This window comes from Escherichia marmotae, assembly GCF_002900365.1.
Classification (GTDB): Bacteria; Pseudomonadota; Gammaproteobacteria; order Enterobacterales; family Enterobacteriaceae; genus Escherichia; species Escherichia marmotae.
In genome coordinates, this window is the sequence record NZ_CP025979.1 from 2284166 (window position 1) to 2301483 (window position 17318).

Sequence of the window (17318 nt, forward strand, 5' to 3'; positions counted from 1 at the left end):
TGTCATTGGCTTCGCTCGCCGTTATGATCGGTCGTCTTTTAAGCAACTATTGACACACACATGAAGGCAAAAGCGATATTACTCGCCTCTGTCCTGCTCGTAGGTTGCCAGAGTACCGGTAACGTTCAACAGCACGCACAGAGCCTTTCTGCAGCTGGTCAAGGGGAAGCAGCAAAGTTTACAAGTCAGGCACGATGGATGGACGATGGGACGTCTATCGCGCCAGATGGTGACTTGTGGGCTTTCATAGGCGACGAGCTAAAGATGGGAATTCCGGAAAATGACCGGATTCGCGAACAGAAACAGAAATATTTACGCAATAAGAGCTATCTCCACGATGTAACTTTACGGGCAGAGCCGTATATGTACTGGATTGCCGGGCAAGTTAAAAAACGTAACATGCCTATGGAACTGGTACTACTACCCATAGTGGAGAGCGCTTTTGATCCTCACGCAACGTCTGGCGCCAATGCCGCAGGCATCTGGCAGATCATTCCGAGCACGGGGCGCAATTATGGTTTGAAACAGACCCGCAATTATGATGCGCGTCGCGATGTTGTTGCTTCAACAACGGCTGCGCTGAACATGATGCAGCGTCTGAACAAAATGTTTGACGGCGACTGGCTTCTGACCGTAGCGGCTTATAACAGCGGCGAAGGTCGAGTCATGAAGGCAATTAAAACGAACAAAGCGCGTGGTAAATCCACAGACTTCTGGTCGTTACCGTTGCCACAGGAAACGAAGCAGTACGTGCCTAAAATGCTGGCATTGAGTGATATTCTCAAGAATAGCAAGCGTTATGGCGTACGTCTGCCGACGACCGATGAAAGCCGTGCTCTGGCGCGTGTACACCTGAGTAGCCCAGTTGAAATGGCGAAGGTTGCAGATATGGCGGGAATTTCTGTCAGCAAGCTGAAGACATTCAACGCTGGCGTAAAAGGTTCCACGCTGGGCGCAAGTGGTCCGCAATACGTGATGGTGCCAAAGAAACATGCAGATCAACTGCGTGAATCTCTGGCTTCAGGCGAAATTGCTGCCGTACAATCAACACTGGTTGCCGACAATACGCCACTTAACAGCCGTGTTTACACCGTACGCTCTGGCGACACGCTTTCAAGCATCGCTTCACGTCTCGGCGTAAGCACAAAGAATTTGCAGCAGTGGAACAATCTGCGCGGTTCTAAGCTGAAACCCGGCCAAAGTCTGACGATTGGCGCGGGTAATAGCGCACAGCGGCTGGCAAACAACAGCGATAGCATTACGTATCGTGTGCGCAAAGGCGATTCGCTTTCAAGCATTGCTAAGCGTCACGGCGTGAACATCAAAGATGTGATGCGCTGGAACAGCGACACTGCGAATCTGCAACCAGGCGATAAGCTGACGTTGTTTGTAAAAAACAACAACATGCCAGATTCCTGACAAACCAGATAACAGAAAGGCACCGATTCCCCGAGCCTGTACATAGATTTGTGTAATTGCCTGATTTTGATATGTTCAATCCAGCATCAAATGAAGGTTAATTTATGGACGAAAAACAGTTACAGGCTCTGGCTAACGAACTGGCCAAAAACCTCAAAACCCCTGAAGACCTCAGTCAGTTTGATCGGCTGCTGAAAAAGCTCAGCGTTGAAGCCGCTCTCAATGCAGAGATGACACACCATCCTGGGTATGAGAAAAATCAGTCCAGACCAGGAGCTAACTCCCGCAACGGTTTTTCCACAAAGACCGTTATCACAGGCGACGGTCCACTGGAACTGCGTACTCCGCGCGATCGTGACGGTACCTTCGAACCACAACTGGTAAAGAAAAATCAGACCCGTATTACCGGGATGGATAACCAGATCCTCTCGTTGTATGCCAAAGGGATGACCACCCGTGAGATAGCTGCTGCGTTCAAAGAACTGTATGACGCAGATGTTTCACCGGCACTGATATCAAAGGTTACCGATGCCGTGATGGAGCAGGTTGTAGAATGGCAAAACCGACCACTGGATGCTGTTTACCCCATTGTTTATCTTGACTGTATCGTCCTGAAAGTTCGGCAGGACAGTCGCGTCATCAACAAATCGGTGTTCCTGGCACTGGGCATCAATATCGAAGGTCAGAAAGAACTGCTGGGTATGTGGCTGGCCGAAAATGAAGGGGCGAAGTTCTGGCTCAATGTGCTGACTGAACTGAAAAACCGCGGTCTGAACGATATCCTCATCGCCTGTGTGGATGGCCTGAAAGGCTTCCCGGATGCCATCAACACAGTATATCCGAAGGCCCGCATCCAGTTATGCATCGTGCATATGGTGCGCAACAGCCTGCGCTTCGTGTCATGGAAGGACTACAAAGCCGTCACTCGCGACCTGAAAGCGATTTATCAGGCTCCCACGGAAGAGGCAGGCCAGCAGGCACTGGAAGCGTTCGCTGCGGCCTGGGACTGTCGCTATCCTCAGATAAGCCGAAGCTGGCAGGCTAACTGGCCGAATCTTGCCACGTTCTTCGCTTATCCAACGGACATCCGCAAAGTGATCTATACGACGAATGCCATCGAGTCGCTAAACAGCGTGATCCGCCATGCGCTCAAAAAGCGTAAAGTGTTCCCGACAGACGACTCGGTGAAAAAAGTGGTGTGGCTGGCAATCCAGTCTGCGTCCCAGAAATGGACGATGCCGTTGAAGGACTGGCGAATGGCAATGAGCCGCTTTATTATCGAGTTCGGTGACCGCCTGGACGGTCACTTCTGAGAAAAGGCATTTACACAGAATCTTAAACAGGCTCGATTCCCCCGGTGCCTTTTTTATTTATGCCGCTTTATGAGCTTCAATCATAATAGTATCACTGGTGAAAGAGCCATCATTCTGCAAGGCAAAATACGTTTTCACCTCTGTAGATGCGCTCTGTTGGTAAACACGAATAGCGTCTGCTAATACTTCTGGCGTGCGCATTCTCGCGACCCACGAAGAAAATTCCAGCGGCAATTTATCGGTGATCAAGTTATCAACAACCAGACTGGCTTCATTGACTAACGCCAACCATTCGCCGCTGGAGTAGTTGCGCACGTGAGAAGTATCACGTAACGCTTCTACCGTCTGTAACCAAATATCGCGCACCGAATGACCCGGTGACATCACATCCATCACAATCAACAGACCACCGGGCTTCAGTACCCGATTCACTTCACGCAGTGCCGCACCGACATCATGCCAGTGATGGGCAGAATAACGACTGATAACAATATCAAAAGAGCGATCGGCAAATGGCAGGCATTCAGCATATCCCTTGCGAGTAGTGATATTTGTCAGTTGCCGTGCATTGGCCGCTTGTGTAACAACATCCAGCATTTGTGAAGATAAATCATACGCCACCACCGCCTGCACATTTTGCGCCGCGACAAAGCTGGCATGTCCTGCTCCACAGCCCATATCAAGCACGCAAGCTTCAGGATATCCGGCCAGACGCGCAGCCAGACGCTGCAAGTCTCGCCCGGATGCATGCACGGTACTGGTTAAATACTCACTGGCCTGCGAGCTAAACTGCTTTTCTACATGGTCATGGTGGGATTGTGTGTAACCGGCTCATTTAAACCGTCTGGTCTGTTTCCTCCGGCTCTACAAAAATAATGTCCATCATTTTTAATGGACACTATCGTATGAAACACCGGACCTGAATCACTGAAGCTTTACGTCTTCACTTTGAAGAACATTTACCCCGGGTTGTGGCCGGGCGTCGCCTGGGTGTACCAAAATCAACAGTTTGTAGTATGTTCGTGCGCTTTCGGAGAGCTGGCCTTTCGTGGCCTTTGCCCGCAGGCATGTCGGAGCAGGAACTTGATGCCTGCCTTTACGGACAATTTTCCACGGTACCAGTCGTACGTCCTGAAAGCACCGTTATATCCGAAGCCCCCGTGGTAAAAAAACGTCCCCGGCGGCCCAACTTCCCTTATGAGTTTAAAATCGCCTTAGTGGAGCAGTCACTGCAGCCCGGAGCCTGTGTGGCGCAGATCGCCCGGGAAAACGGAATCAACGATAACCTGCTCTTCAACTGGCGCCATCAATACCGGAAAGGTGGCCTGCTGCCTTCCGGAAAAAATATGCCGGCACTGCTTCCCGTGACGTTAACGCCGGAGCCGGATAATAAAATCCCGGCCCCCGCACAGGAACCAGAGCAGATAAATACACCGTCCGACAGTCTGTGTTGTGAGCTGGTTCTGCCGGCCGGAACTCTCAGGCTTAAAGGTAAACTGACGCCGGCGTTATTACAGACACTTATCCGCGAAATAAAAGGGAGCAGCCACTGATGATATCTCTCCCTGCAGGTTCGCGTATCTGGCTGGTTGCAGGTATCACCGATATGCGAAATGGCTTTAACGGCCTGGCATCAAAAGTTCAGAACGTCCTGAAGGATGACCCGTTCTCCGGACACCTGTTCATCTTCCGCGGACGCCGGGGTGACCAGATAAAAGTGTTGTGGGCTGACAGTGACGGACTGTGCCTCTTCACCAAACGCCTGGAGCGGGGCCGCTTCGTCTGGCCAGTCACCCGTGACGGCAAGGTGCACCTTACTCCGGCTCAGTTATCCATGCTTCTTGAAGGTATCAACTGGAAGCACCCGAAACGAACGGAACGCGCTGGAATCCGCATATAACCCGTTGTAAAGTGAGGATATGGACACCTCACTTGCTCATGAGAACGCCCGCCTGCGGGCACTGTTGCAGACGCAACAGGACACCATCCGCCAGATGGCTGAATACAACCGCCTGCTCTCACAGCGGGTGGCGGCTTATGCTTCCGAAATCAACCGGCTGAAGGCGCTGGTTGCGAAACTGCAACGTATGCAGTTCGGTAAAAGCTCAGAAAAACTTCGTGCAAAAACCGAACGGCAGATACAGGAAGCACAGGAGCGAATCAGCGCACTTCAGGAAGAAATGGCGGAAACGCTGGGTGAGCAATATGACCCGGTACTGCCATCCGCCCTGCGCCAGTCTTCAGCCCGTAAACCGTTACCGGCCTCACTTCCCCGTGAAACCCGGGTTATCCGGCCGGAAGAGGAATGCTGTCCTGCCTGTGGTGGTGAACTCAGTTCTCTGGGATGTGATGTGTCAGAGCAACTGGAGCTTATCAGCAGCGCCTTTAAGGTTATCGAAACACAACGTCCGAAACAGGCCTGTTGCCGGTGCGACCATATCGTGCAGGCACCAGTACCTTCAAAACCCATTGCACGCAGTTATGCCGGAGCGGGGCTTCTGGCCCATGTTGTCACCGGGAAATATGCAGACCATCTGCCGTTATACCGCCAGTCAGAAATATACCGTCGTCAGGGAGTGGAGCTGAGCCGTGCCACACTGGGGCGCTGGACAGGTGCTGTTGCTGAACTGCTGGAGCCGCTGTATGACGTCCTGCGCCAGTATGTGCTGATGCCCGGTAAAGTCCATGCTGATGATATCCCCGTCCCGGTCCAGGAGCCGGGCAGCGGTAAAACCCGGACAGCCCGGCTGTGGGTCTACGTCCGTGATGACCGTAACGCCGGTTCACAGATGCCCCCGGCGGTCTGGTTCGCGTACAGTCCGGACCGGAAAGGTATCCATCCACAAAATCACCTGGCCGGTTACAGCGGTGTGCTTCAGGCCGATGCTTACGGTGGTTACCGGGCGTTATACGAATCCGGCAGAATAACGGAAGCCGCGTGTATGGCTCATGCCCGGAGAAAAATCCACGATGTGCATGCAAGAGCGCCCACCTACATCACCACGGAAGCCCTGCAGCGTATCGGTGAACTGTATGCCATCGAGGCAGAGGTCCGGGGCTGTTCAGCAGAACAGCGTCTGGCGGCAAGAAAAGCCAGAGCCGCGCCACTGATGCAGTCACTGTATGACTGGATACAGCAACAGATGAAAACACTGTCGCGTCACTCAGATACGGCAAAAGCGTTCGCATACCTGCTGAAACAGTGGGATGCACTGAACGTGTACTGCAGTAATGGCTGGGTGGAAATCGACAACAACATCGCAGAGAACGCCTTACGGGGAGTGGCCGTAGGCCGGAAAAACTGGATGTTCGCGGGTTCCGACAGCGGTGGTGAACATGCGGCGGTGTTGTACTCGCTGATCGGCACATGCCGTCTGAACAATGTGGAGCCAGAAAAGTGGCTGCGTTACGTCATTGAACATATCCAGGACTGGCCGGCAAACCGGGTACGCGATCTGTTGCCCTGGAAAGTTGATCTGAGCTCTCAGTAAATATCAATACGGTTCTGACGAGCCGCTTACGATTGTGTTGTCATTGCGCTGTCCTTTAGTTGTTTGAGTATTAAAGGGCAGCGCCAAACATTGGTCTGCCCTGTGGCAGACCTGACATACCTTATTTATCAGGCTTGCCGGGACCGAATTCAACGAGTAGCGGATTGTGATCGGAAGCGCGCGTAACCAGTACGGAAGCTTCACTAACATTCAGCCCACGGTAGAAAACAAAGTCGAGCGGACGACCAAACGCCCGACGGCGTTGATCATCAGTAAAACGCACCTGACGCAGCGACATTTCCCGCGCAAAGCGGTATAAGGCATTCATCCTTCTACGGCTCCAGGCATTGAAATCTCCCGCCATAATGACCGGGCCGCTGTGGTGGGCTATCTGATCGCCAATAGGAAGTAACTGCTTACTATAGACATCCACGCCCAGGCTGAAGTTAACGGCATGAATATTCACCACCATCAATAAACGCGTATCTGGCAATGGGTAGACCGTCACCAGCGCCGACTTTGCCAGACGCAAAATAGGTTCTCGTTCACGTAACGGGCAGCAATAAACAGGATGCGCCGCCGAAAGCGTCATAACACCGGAAGGATGTTGTGGCAGTACGAAAGCAGGCACCTGATCAGCGGCGAGATAGTTAGCGGTCGCAAACTGCACTAACTCTGGTGTTGTTTGCGCTTCCTGCAATAACACCAGATGCGCATCTTTGCCGTAATTTTTCAGTACCGACAACCATTCAGCACGTTGCTGTTTGTAAATGTTCCACACCAGGATCCGAATACGCTCTTCGGTACTTAACGGCTCTCCGGGGGGTAATGCCTGGCCGATGCTCGCAAAAGACCCTGGCGGTAAGATCCTTTCCGCAGGTTGTCCGGCAACATAGCGCATGGCATAGGTGTTTTTTCGCACTTTTGACTTTGAAACCTCTATTACGTCAACCCTTCCGCACTCGGGAGGGTTCTACTGTTATAGGGATTTTAGCTCACTCTTTCAACGAGCAATTGTATATTGTTATGTAAGCAAGTGCTTACATCGGACAGAATTTGGCTCATCATTGATGATCATTAAATCGGATGACTTATCACCTGTCCGAATGGTTTAATAACAAATAAATTCAAAATCTCTTTTATATTTTGCAACAGGAGCAAAAATGAAAGCCACGTCGGAAGAACTCGCCATTTTTGTTTCGGTAGTCGAAAGCGGAAGTTTTAGCCGGGCGGCAGAACAATTAGGACAAGCGAACTCTGCGGTAAGCCGGGCGGTGAAAAATCTGGAGATGAAACTTGGCGTTAGCCTGCTTAATCGCACCACGCGGCAACTTAGCCTGACGGAGGAAGGGGAACGTTATTTTCGGCGTGTGCAGTCGATTTTGCAGGAAATGGCCGCAGCAGAATCAGAAATCATGGAGACACGTAATACGCCACGCGGACTGTTACGAATCGATGCCGCGACCCCCGTGATATTGCACTTTCTGATGCCGTTGATTAAACCATTTCGTGAACGCTATCCGGAAGTTACTTTATCGCTAGTCTCCTCCGAAACCATTATTAATTTGATTGAAAGAAAAGTGGATGTTGCGATTCGCGCCGGCGCATTAACGGATTCCAGCCTCCGAGCCAGACCGTTGTTTAACAGCTATCGAAAAATTATCGCCTCCCCCGATTATATTGCCCGCCACGGGAAGCCAGAAACTATCGACGATTTAAAGCAGCATGTTTGCCTGGGATTCACTGAACCAGCCTCCCTCAATACCTGGCCGATAGCCTGTAGCGATGGGCAATTACATGAGGTGAAGTACGGTTTGTCATCCAATAGCGGGGAAACGCTGAAACAGCTTTGCCTGAGTGGCAACGGGATCGCGTGTTTGTCTGACTATATGATCGACAAAGAAATTGCACGTGGTGAACTGGTAGAGTTAATGGCAGATAGAGTACTGCCAGTGGAAATGCCTTTCAGCGCCGTTTATTACAGCGACCGTGCAGTGAGCACCCGTATACGAGCCTTTATCGATTTCCTTAGTGAGCATATAAAAACAGCTCCCGGAGGAGCTGTCAGAGAAGTTTAATCCCATTCAGGAGCCAGACCTTCCGGACTTACGAGGCGGTCGTTGCAATCCAGCGTGGCGATCGCTTTTTTGTCTTCGGCATCAAGCTGTAAATTTACTGCCTGCAGGTTACTCTCCAGATTTTCGCGTTTAGTAGAAGAAGGAATAACCGAGTAACCTTCCCCCATCGCCCATGCCAGAATCACTTGTGCCGGAGTCGCATTGTGTTTCGCGGCGATACGAGCAATAACCTCATCTTTCAATGCCTTCCCATAAGCCAGCGTCATGTAGGAGGTAATATGAATGTCGTGCTGTTTAGCCCAATCGACCACTTTATGGTTTTGCAGATAAGGAGAGAGCTCAATCTGGTTGGTGGCGATGTTTTCAGCGCCAACAGCAGTAATCGCTTTTTCCATCAACGGGATGGTGAAGTTGGAAATACCGATCTCACGCGTCAGCCCTTGTTTTTTCGCTTCCAGCAGCGCCTGCATAAACTCTTCTACTGATACCGCATCATTTGGTGATGGCCAATGGATCAGTGTCAGATCGACATAATCGGTACGTAATTTTTGCAGACTATCCTTCAAACTCGGGATCAGTTTGTCTTTGCTGAGATTTTCAATCCAGATTTTAGTGGTGATATAGAGTTCATTACGTGGTATGCCGCTTTCTGCAATCGCCTGACCTACAGCAGCTTCGTTATCATAGATTTGTGCGGTATCAATTGCGCGATAGCCAAGTTCCAGCGCGGTTTTTACTGATGCAATAACAACGTCATCCTTCAGACGGAAAGTACCTAAACCAAATGCAGGGATAGCCATAATATGCCTCTTTTAATGATATGTTCGTTAACTGAGATGATTATGGACTTCAGATTGTTGCGGAAAAAGAGCGTAAAATGCAGAGGATTTTTGCGATTCTGGCAATAATGAAATTGCAGACGAAAAAAAACCTCGAGCGTTAACTCGAGGCTTCTTAATAAGTGGCGGAACGGACGGGACTCGAACCCGCGACCCCCTGCGTGACAGGCAGGTATTCTAACCGACTGAACTACCGCTCCACCGAATTCTTTTACAACCACCAGTTTTATGACCGGCTTACTGCTAAATTTGATGCCTGGCAGTTCCCTACTCTCGCATGGGGAGACCCCACACTACCATCGGCGCTACGGCGTTTCACTTCTGAGTTCGGCATGGGGTCAGGTGGGACCACCGCGCTATCTCCGCCAGGCAAATTCTGTTTATTAACCCGCTTTCGCCGGCTAATCTAATCTGTATCAGGCTGAAAATCTTCTCTCATCCGCCAAAACATCTTCGGCGTTGTAAGGTTAAGCCTCACGGTTCATTAGTACCGGTTAGCTCAACGCATCGCTGCGCTTACACACCCGGCCTATCAACGTCGTCGTCTTCAACGTTCCTTCAGGAGACTTAAAGTCTCAGGGAGAACTCATCTCGGGGCAAGTTTCGTGCTTAGATGCTTTCAGCACTTATCTCTTCCGCATTTAGCTACCGGGCAGTGCCATTGGCATGACAACCCGAACACCAGTGATGCGTCCACTCCGGTCCTCTCGTACTAGGAGCAGCCCCCCTCAGTTCTCCAGCGCCCACGGCAGATAGGGACCGAACTGTCTCACGACGTTCTAAACCCAGCTCGCGTACCACTTTAAATGGCGAACAGCCATACCCTTGGGACCTACTTCAGCCCCAGGATGTGATGAGCCGACATCGAGGTGCCAAACACCGCCGTCGATATGAACTCTTGGGCGGTATCAGCCTGTTATCCCCGGAGTACCTTTTATCCGTTGAGCGATGGCCCTTCCATTCAGAACCACCGGATCACTATGACCTGCTTTCGCACCTGCTCGCGCCGTCACGCTCGCAGTCAAGCTGGCTTATGCCATTGCACTAACCTCCTGATGTCCGACCAGGATTAGCCAACCTTCGTGCTCCTCCGTTACTCTTTAGGAGGAGACCGCCCCAGTCAAACTACCCACCAGACACTGTCCGCAACCCGGATCACGGGTCAACGTTAGAACATCAAACATTAAAGGGTGGTATTTCAAGGTCGGCTCCATGCAGACTGGCGTCCACACTTCAAAGCCTCCCACCTATCCTACACATCAAGGCTCAATGTTCAGTGTCAAGCTATAGTAAAGGTTCACGGGGTCTTTCCGTCTTGCCGCGGGTACACTGCATCTTCACAGCGAGTTCAATTTCACTGAGTCTCGGGTGGAGACAGCCTGGCCATCATTACGCCATTCGTGCAGGTCGGAACTTACCCGACAAGGAATTTCGCTACCTTAGGACCGTTATAGTTACGGCCGCCGTTTACCGGGGCTTCGATCAAGAGCTTCGCCTTGCGGCTGACCCCATCAATTAACCTTCCGGCACCGGGCAGGCGTCACACCGTATACGTCCACTTTCGTGTTTGCACAGTGCTGTGTTTTTAATAAACAGTTGCAGCCAGCTGGTATCTTCGACTGATTTCAGCTCCACGAGCAAGTCGCTTCACCTACATATCAGCGTGCCTTCTCCCGAAGTTACGGCACCATTTTGCCTAGTTCCTTCACCCGAGTTCTCTCAAGCGCCTTGGTATTCTCTACCTGACCACCTGTGTCGGTTTGGGGTACGATTTGATGTTACCTGATGCTTAGAGGCTTTTCCTGGAAGCAGGGCATTTGTTGCTTCAGCACCGTAGTGCCTCGTCATCACGCCTCAGCCTTGATTCTCCGGATTTGCCTGGAAAATCAGCCTACACGCTTAAACCGGGACAACCGTCGCCCGGCCAACATAGCCTTCTCCGTCCCCCCTTCGCAGTAACACCAAGTACAGGAATATTAACCTGTTTCCCATCGACTACGCCTTTCGGCCTCGCCTTAGGGGTCGACTCACCCTGCCCCGATTAACGTTGGACAGGAACCCTTGGTCTTCCGGCGAGCGGGCTTTTCACCCGCTTTATCGTTACTTATGTCAGCATTCGCACTTCTGATACCTCCAGCATGCCTCACAGCACACCTTCAACGGCTTACAGAACGCTCCCCTACCCAACAACACATAGTGTCGCTGCCGCAGCTTCGGTGCATGGTTTAGCCCCGTTACATCTTCCGCGCAGGCCGACTCGACCAGTGAGCTATTACGCTTTCTTTAAATGATGGCTGCTTCTAAGCCAACATCCTGGCTGTCTGGGCCTTCCCACATCGTTTCCCACTTAACCATGACTTTGGGACCTTAGCTGGCGGTCTGGGTTGTTTCCCTCTTCACGACGGACGTTAGCACCCGCCGTGTGTCTCCCGTGATAACATTCTCCGGTATTCGCAGTTTGCATCGGGTTGGTAAGTCGGGATGACCCCCTTGCCGAAACAGTGCTCTACCCCCGGAGATGAATTCACGAGGCGCTACCTAAATAGCTTTCGGGGAGAACCAGCTATCTCCCGGTTTGATTGGCCTTTCACCCCCAGCCACAAGTCATCCGCTAATTTTTCAACATTAGTCGGTTCGGTCCTCCAGTTAGTGTTACCCAACCTTCAACCTGCCCATGGCTAGATCACCGGGTTTCGGGTCTATACCCTGCAACTTAACGCCCAGTTAAGACTCGGTTTCCCTTCGGCTCCCCTATTCGGTTAACCTTGCTACAGAATATAAGTCGCTGACCCATTATACAAAAGGTACGCAGTCACCCCATTAAAGAGGCTCCCACTGCTTGTACGTACACGGTTTCAGGTTCTTTTTCACTCCCCTCGCCGGGGTTCTTTTCGCCTTTCCCTCACGGTACTGGTTCACTATCGGTCAGTCAGGAGTATTTAGCCTTGGAGGATGGTCCCCCCATATTCAGACAGGATACCACGTGTCCCGCCCTACTCATCGAGCTCACAGCATGTGCATTTTTGTGTACGGGGCTGTCACCCTGTATCGCACGCCTTTCCAGACGCTTCCACTAACACACACACTGATTCAGGCTCTGGGCTCCTCCCCGTTCGCTCGCCGCTACTGGGGGAATCTCGGTTGATTTCTTTTCCTCGGGGTACTTAGATGTTTCAGTTCCCCCGGTTCGCCTCATTAACCTATGGATTCAGTTAATGATAGTGTGACGAATCACACTGGGTTTCCCCATTCGGAAATCGCCGGTTATAACGGTTCATATCACCTTACCGACGCTTATCGCAGATTAGCACGTCCTTCATCGCCTCTGACTGCCAGGGCATCCACCGTGTACGCTTAGTCGCTTAACCTCACAACCCGAAGATGTTTCTTTCGAACCATCATCGTGTTGCGAAAATTTGAGAGACTCACGAATAATCTTTCGACTATTCAGTGTTTCAATTTTCAGCTTGATCCAGATTTTTAAAGAGCAAAACTTCGCAGTGAACCTTTGCAGGTACACTCTGAAGTATTTTTTATTTAATCACTACAGAGATGGTGGAGCTATGCGGGATCGAACCGCAGACCTCCTGCGTGCAAAGCAGGCGCTCTCCCAGCTGAGCTATAGCCCCATAACATGTAGTCAAAACCTCTTCAAATTTGCGGTGCAAATTTGGTAGGCCTGAGTGGACTTGAACCACCGACCTCACCCTTATCAGGGGTGCGCTCTAACCACCTGAGCTACAAGCCTGTAGAGGTTTTACTGCTCATTTTCATCAGACAATCTGTGTGAGCACTTCAAAGAACGCTTCTTTAAGGTAAGGAGGTGATCCAACCGCAGGTTCCCCTACGGTTACCTTGTTACGACTTCACCCCAGTCATGAATCACAAAGTGGTAAGCGCCCTCCCGAAGGTTAAGCTACCTACTTCTTTTGCAACCCACTCCCATGGTGTGACGGGCGGTGTGTACAAGGCCCGGGAACGTATTCACCGTGGCATTCTGATCCACGATTACTAGCGATTCCGACTTCATGGAGTCGAGTTGCAGACTCCAATCCGGACTACGACGCACTTTATGAGGTCCGCTTGCTCTCGCGAGGTCGCTTCTCTTTGTATGCGCCATTGTAGCACGTGTGTAGCCCTGGTCGTAAGGGCCATGATGACTTGACGTCATCCCCACCTTCCTCCAGTTTATCACTGGCAGTCTCCTTTGAGTTCCCGGCCGGACCGCTGGCAACAAAGGATAAGGGTTGCGCTCGTTGCGGGACTTAACCCAACATTTCACAACACGAGCTGACGACAGCCATGCAGCACCTGTCTCACAGTTCCCGAAGGCACCATCCCATCTCTGGAATGTTCTGTGGATGTCAAGACCAGGTAAGGTTCTTCGCGTTGCATCGAATTAAACCACATGCTCCACCGCTTGTGCGGGCCCCCGTCAATTCATTTGAGTTTTAACCTTGCGGCCGTACTCCCCAGGCGGTCGACTTAACGCGTTAGCTCCGGAAGCCACGCCTCAAGGGCACAACCTCCAAGTCGACATCGTTTACGGCGTGGACTACCAGGGTATCTAATCCTGTTTGCTCCCCACGCTTTCGCACCTGAGCGTCAGTCTTCGTCCAGGGGGCCGCCTTCGCCACCGGTATTCCTCCAGATCTCTACGCATTTCACCGCTACACCTGGAATTCTACCCCCCTCTACGAGACTCAAGCTTGCCAGTATCAGATGCAGTTCCCAGGTTGAGCCCGGGGATTTCACATCTGACTTAACAAACCGCCTGCGTGCGCTTTACGCCCAGTAATTCCGATTAACGCTTGCACCCTCCGTATTACCGCGGCTGCTGGCACGGAGTTAGCCGGTGCTTCTTCTGCGGGTAACGTCAATGAGCAAAGGTATTAACTTTACTCCCTTCCTCCCAGCTGAAAGTACTTTACAACCCGAAGGCCTTCTTCATACACGCGGCATGGCTGCATCAGGCTTGCGCCCATTGTGCAATATTCCCCACTGCTGCCTCCCGTAGGAGTCTGGACCGTGTCTCAGTTCCAGTGTGGCTGGTCATCCTCTCAGACCAGCTAGAGATCGTCGCCTAGGTGGGCCGTTACCCCGCCTACTAGCTAATCCCATCTGGGCACATCCGATGGCAAGAGGCCCGAAGGTCCCCCTCTTTGGTCTTGCGACGTTATGCGGTATTAGCTACCGTTTCCAGTAGTTATCCCCCTCCATCGGGCAGTTTCCCAGACATTACTCACCCGTCCGCCACTCGTCAGCAAAGAAGCAAGCTTCTTTCTGTTACCGTTCGACTTGCATGTGTTAGGCCTGCCGCCAGCGTTCAATCTGAGCCATGATCAAACTCTTCAATTTAAAAGTTTGATGCTCAAAGAATTAAACTTCGTAATGAATTACGTGTTCACTCTTGAGACTTGGTATTCATTTAGCGTCTTGCGACGTTAAGAATCCGTATCTTCGAGTGCCCACACAGATTGTCTGATAAATTGTTAAAGAGCAGTTGCGACGCAGCTTTCAGCTCACTGTCGCGAGGTGGCGTATATTACGCTTTCCTCTTTCAGAGTCAACCCTGAATTTCAGGATTTTTTCTCTTCAACCGAACCGGCTGTTTGTGTGAAATGATTCACATCCGCCGTGTCGATGGAGGCGCATTATAGGGAGTCGTTTCAGGAAGACAAGCGGAAAAATGCATTTTTATTTCAACCGCTCATCTTTTAATCGTTACGCCGATTTTTGCTGCTTTTTTATCGCTTGCGGCAGGTCTGCCAGGCTATTTAACACCCAATCCGCTGCATTTTCAGCTTCAGGGGTAACAGGTTTCCCCGTACGCACCAGCACTTTTGTTCCCACGTTCGCCGCAGCCGCTGCCTGCATATCTTCTAATTTATCGCCCACCATATAAGAAGCGGCCATATCAATATGCAAATAATCGCGTGCTGACAAAAGCATTCCTGGATGTGGTTTACGGCAATCGCAGACCTGGCGAAACTCTTCAACACTGCCCTGCGGATGATGCGGGCAATAATAGATGCCATCCAGATCGACATCACGGTCCGCCAGCGACCAGTCCATCCACTCGGTCAGCGTTTCAAACTGCGCTTCAGTAAATTTGCCGCGCGCAATACCAGACTGGTTCGTTACCACCACCAGCGCAAAGCCCATTTTTTTAAGCTCACGCATGGCGTCAATGACACCGTCGATAAATTCAAAGTTATCGATCTCATGGACATAGCCGTGATCGACATTAATGGTGCCGTCACGGTCAAGAAAAATTGCGGGTACGCTCTTCGCCACCTTTTATAGCTCCTTAATAAGGCATGTGCCGCTAGTATCGCATGTTTCGACCTGCAAGAAAGTGCTCTTCGTATAAACCTGATTGATTTAGACGTCTGGATGCCTTAACATCCATTTCATTGACGGCTTTGACCGTATCAGGCAGTCGAAATGCCACGACTAACTTAATGACGATAATAAATAATCAATGATAAAACTTTCGAATATCACCAAAGTGTTCCACCAGGGCACCCGCACTATCCAGGCGTTAAACAACGTCAGTCTGCATGTGCCAGCCGGACAAATTTATGGCGTTATCGGTGCCTCTGGCGCGGGTAAGAGTACGCTTATCCGTTGTGTAAACCTGCTGGAGCGCCCAACCGAGGGTAGCGTTCTGGTCGATGGCCAGGAACTGACCACGCTGTCAGAATCCGAGTTGACCAAAGCGCGCCGTCATATTGGCATGATTTTCCAGCACTTTAACCTGCTCTCTTCGCGTACTGTTTTTGGTAACGTGGCACTGCCGCTGGAGCTGGACAACACGCCAAAAGAGGAGATCAAACGTCGCGTGACGGAATTACTGGCGCTGGTTGGTCTTGGCGACAAACATGATAGCTACCCGTCGAATCTTTCCGGTGGGCAGAAACAGCGTGTGGCGATTGCTCGCGCATTAGCCAGCAATCCCAAAGTGTTGCTGTGCGATGAGGCCACCAGCGCACTGGACCCGGCAACCACGCGTTCTATTCTCGAACTGCTGAAAGACATCAACCGCCGTCTGGGTTTGACGATTCTGTTAATCACCCACGAAATGGACGTTGTGAAGCGTATTTGTGATTGCGTGGCGGTTATCAGCAATGGTGAGTTGATCGAGCAAGACACAGTAAGTGAAGTGTTCTCGCATCCGAAAACGCCGCTGGCACAGAAATTTATTCAGTCGACCCTGCATCTGGATATCCCGGAAGATTATCAGGAACGTCTGCAAGCGGAGCCGTTCACTGATTGTGTCCCCATGCTGCGCCTGGAGTTTACCGGTCAGTCAGTAGATGCCCCGTTGCTTTCTGAAACTGCACGTCGTTTCAACGTTAATAACAACATTATTAGCGCGCAGATGGATTACGCCGGAGGCGTTAAGTTCGGCATCATGCTGACCGAAATGCACGGTACACAACAAGATACGCAAGCCGCCATTGCCTGGCTGCAAGAACACCATGTAAAAGTAGAGGTACTGGGTTATGTCTGAGCCGATGATGTGGTTGCTGGTTCGTGGCGTATGGGAAACGCTGGCAATGACCTTCGTATCCGGTTTTTTCGGTTTTGTGATTGGTCTGCCGGTTGGCGTCCTGCTTTATGTCACACGTCCGGGGCAAATTATTGCTAACGCGAAGTTGTATCGTACCGTATCTGCGATTGTGAACATTTTCCGTTCCATTCCGTTCATTATTTTACTGGTATGGATGATTCCGTTTACTCGCATTATTGTCGGCACATCGATTGGTTTGCAGGCGGCGATTGTTCCGCTGACAGTTGGCGCAGCACCGTTTATTGCCCGTATGGTCGAAAACGCCCTGCTGGAGATCCCAACCGGGTTGATTGAAGCCTCCCGCGCAATGGGTGCCACACCGATGCAGATCGTGCGCAAAGTGCTGTTACCAGAGGCGTTGCCGGGTCTGGTAAATGCCGCAACTATCACCCTGATTACTCTGGTCGGTTATTCCGCGATGGGTGGTGCAGTCGGAGCCGGTGGTTTGGGTCAGATTGGCTATCAATATGGTTACATCGGCTATAACGCAACGGTGATGAATACGGTGCTGGTATTGCTGGTCATTCTGGTTTATTTAATTCAGTTCGCAGGCGATCGCATCGTCCGGGCTGTCACTCGCAAGTAACGTTCAACACAACATA

The 17318-nt window shown here is 51.3% G+C and carries 11 protein-coding genes, 3 tRNA genes, 3 rRNA genes and 1 pseudogene; 8 read left to right on the forward strand and 10 right to left on the reverse strand.

Going from position 1 to position 17318, the window contains the following annotated elements:
• The first annotated feature begins 60 nt into the window (after positions 1-60).
• Both mltD and C1192_RS11845 read left to right on the forward strand, forming a co-directional pair.
• Positions 61-1419: a murein transglycosylase D gene (gene mltD, locus C1192_RS11840; protein WP_000644687.1), complete on the forward strand. Its 1359-nt coding sequence runs from the start codon at positions 61-63 to the stop codon at positions 1417-1419.
• Positions 1420-1523: 104 nt separating this feature from the next.
• Complete coding sequence (locus C1192_RS11845; protein ID WP_103194764.1) at positions 1524-2732, forward strand: IS256-like element IS1414 family transposase; 1209 nt, start codon at positions 1524-1526, stop codon at positions 2730-2732.
• A gap of 57 nt (positions 2733-2789) precedes the next feature.
• On the opposite strand, the pseudogene C1192_RS11850 reads toward C1192_RS11845, so the two are convergent.
• A pseudogene (locus C1192_RS11850) lies at positions 2790-3554 on the reverse strand (class I SAM-dependent methyltransferase); the annotation flags it as partial.
• Between the two features lie 101 nt (positions 3555-3655).
• Here C1192_RS11850 and tnpA point away from each other — a divergent pair.
• From tnpA to C1192_RS11870, 3 genes are read left to right on the forward strand one after another with little or no spacing between them, the layout of a single operon-like run.
• Positions 3656-4285 (forward strand): IS66-like element accessory protein TnpA, encoded by a 630-nt coding sequence (gene tnpA / locus C1192_RS11860; RefSeq protein WP_077631329.1) that lies wholly within the window; start codon positions 3656-3658, stop codon positions 4283-4285.
• Positions 4285-4632 carry an IS66 family insertion sequence element accessory protein TnpB gene (tnpB, locus tag C1192_RS11865; protein ID WP_000624622.1) on the forward strand — a complete coding sequence of 116 codons (348 nt, stop codon included), beginning with the start codon at positions 4285-4287 and terminating at the stop codon, positions 4630-4632. Before tnpA ends, tnpB begins: the two co-directional genes overlap by 1 nt.
• Before the next feature lie 19 nt (positions 4633-4651).
• A complete protein-coding gene (locus tag C1192_RS11870; protein WP_000381395.1) occupies positions 4652-6223 on the forward strand; it encodes an IS66-like element ISCro1 family transposase in 1572 nt (523 codons plus the stop codon).
• Positions 6224-6344: 121 nt separating this feature from the next.
• Here the strand turns inward: C1192_RS11870 and C1192_RS11875 are convergent, their stop codons facing one another.
• Positions 6345-7145, reverse strand: a complete 801-nt coding sequence (locus C1192_RS11875) for an endonuclease/exonuclease/phosphatase family protein (RefSeq protein WP_001230982.1) — start codon at positions 7143-7145, stop codon at positions 6345-6347.
• Positions 7146-7386: 241 nt separating this feature from the next.
• Between C1192_RS11875 and yafC the strand changes: the two genes are divergently transcribed.
• Positions 7387-8301, forward strand: coding sequence for a DNA-binding transcriptional regulator YafC (yafC, locus tag C1192_RS11880; protein ID WP_038354862.1), 915 nt, complete (start codon positions 7387-7389; stop codon positions 8299-8301).
• Here the strand turns inward: yafC and dkgB are convergent.
• From dkgB to gmhB, 8 genes are all read right to left on the reverse strand, one after another.
• The gene (gene dkgB, locus C1192_RS11885) at positions 8298-9101 is read right to left on the reverse strand and encodes a 2,5-didehydrogluconate reductase DkgB (protein WP_038354861.1); all 804 of its coding nucleotides are present in this window, start codon (positions 9099-9101) and stop codon (positions 8298-8300) included. The two genes, yafC and dkgB, sit on opposite strands and share 4 nt — an antisense overlap.
• Before the next feature lie 162 nt (positions 9102-9263).
• Positions 9264-9340: transfer RNA gene (locus C1192_RS11890), tRNA-Asp, on the reverse strand.
• A gap of 54 nt (positions 9341-9394) precedes the next feature.
• Positions 9395-9510: ribosomal RNA gene (gene rrf / locus C1192_RS11895) — 5S ribosomal RNA — on the reverse strand.
• A gap of 93 nt (positions 9511-9603) precedes the next feature.
• Positions 9604-12508 (reverse strand): 23S ribosomal RNA (locus tag C1192_RS11900).
• Positions 12509-12693: 185 nt separating this feature from the next.
• Positions 12694-12769: transfer RNA gene (locus tag C1192_RS11905), tRNA-Ala, on the reverse strand.
• A gap of 42 nt (positions 12770-12811) precedes the next feature.
• Positions 12812-12888: transfer RNA gene (locus C1192_RS11910), tRNA-Ile, on the reverse strand.
• 68 nt (positions 12889-12956) lie between these two features.
• Positions 12957-14498 (reverse strand): 16S ribosomal RNA (locus C1192_RS11915).
• Together the 16S, 23S and 5S rRNA genes with 3 tRNA genes alongside form the textbook arrangement of a ribosomal RNA operon.
• Positions 14499-14864: 366 nt before the next feature.
• Complete coding sequence (gene gmhB / locus C1192_RS11920) at positions 14865-15437, reverse strand: D-glycero-beta-D-manno-heptose 1,7-bisphosphate 7-phosphatase (protein ID WP_001140179.1); 573 nt, start codon at positions 15435-15437, stop codon at positions 14865-14867.
• Positions 15438-15624: 187 nt separating this feature from the next.
• Here gmhB and metN point away from each other — a divergent pair, with 187 nt between their 5' ends.
• Both metN and C1192_RS11930 read left to right on the forward strand, forming a co-directional pair.
• Positions 15625-16656, forward strand: coding sequence for a methionine ABC transporter ATP-binding protein MetN (gene metN, locus C1192_RS11925; RefSeq protein ID WP_000593986.1), 1032 nt, complete (start codon positions 15625-15627; stop codon positions 16654-16656).
• Positions 16649-17302 carry a methionine ABC transporter permease MetI gene (locus C1192_RS11930; protein WP_001517783.1) on the forward strand — a complete coding sequence of 218 codons (654 nt, stop codon included), beginning with the start codon at positions 16649-16651 and terminating at the stop codon, positions 17300-17302. Before metN ends, C1192_RS11930 begins: the two co-directional genes overlap by 8 nt.
• Positions 17303-17318 lie beyond the last annotated feature (16 nt).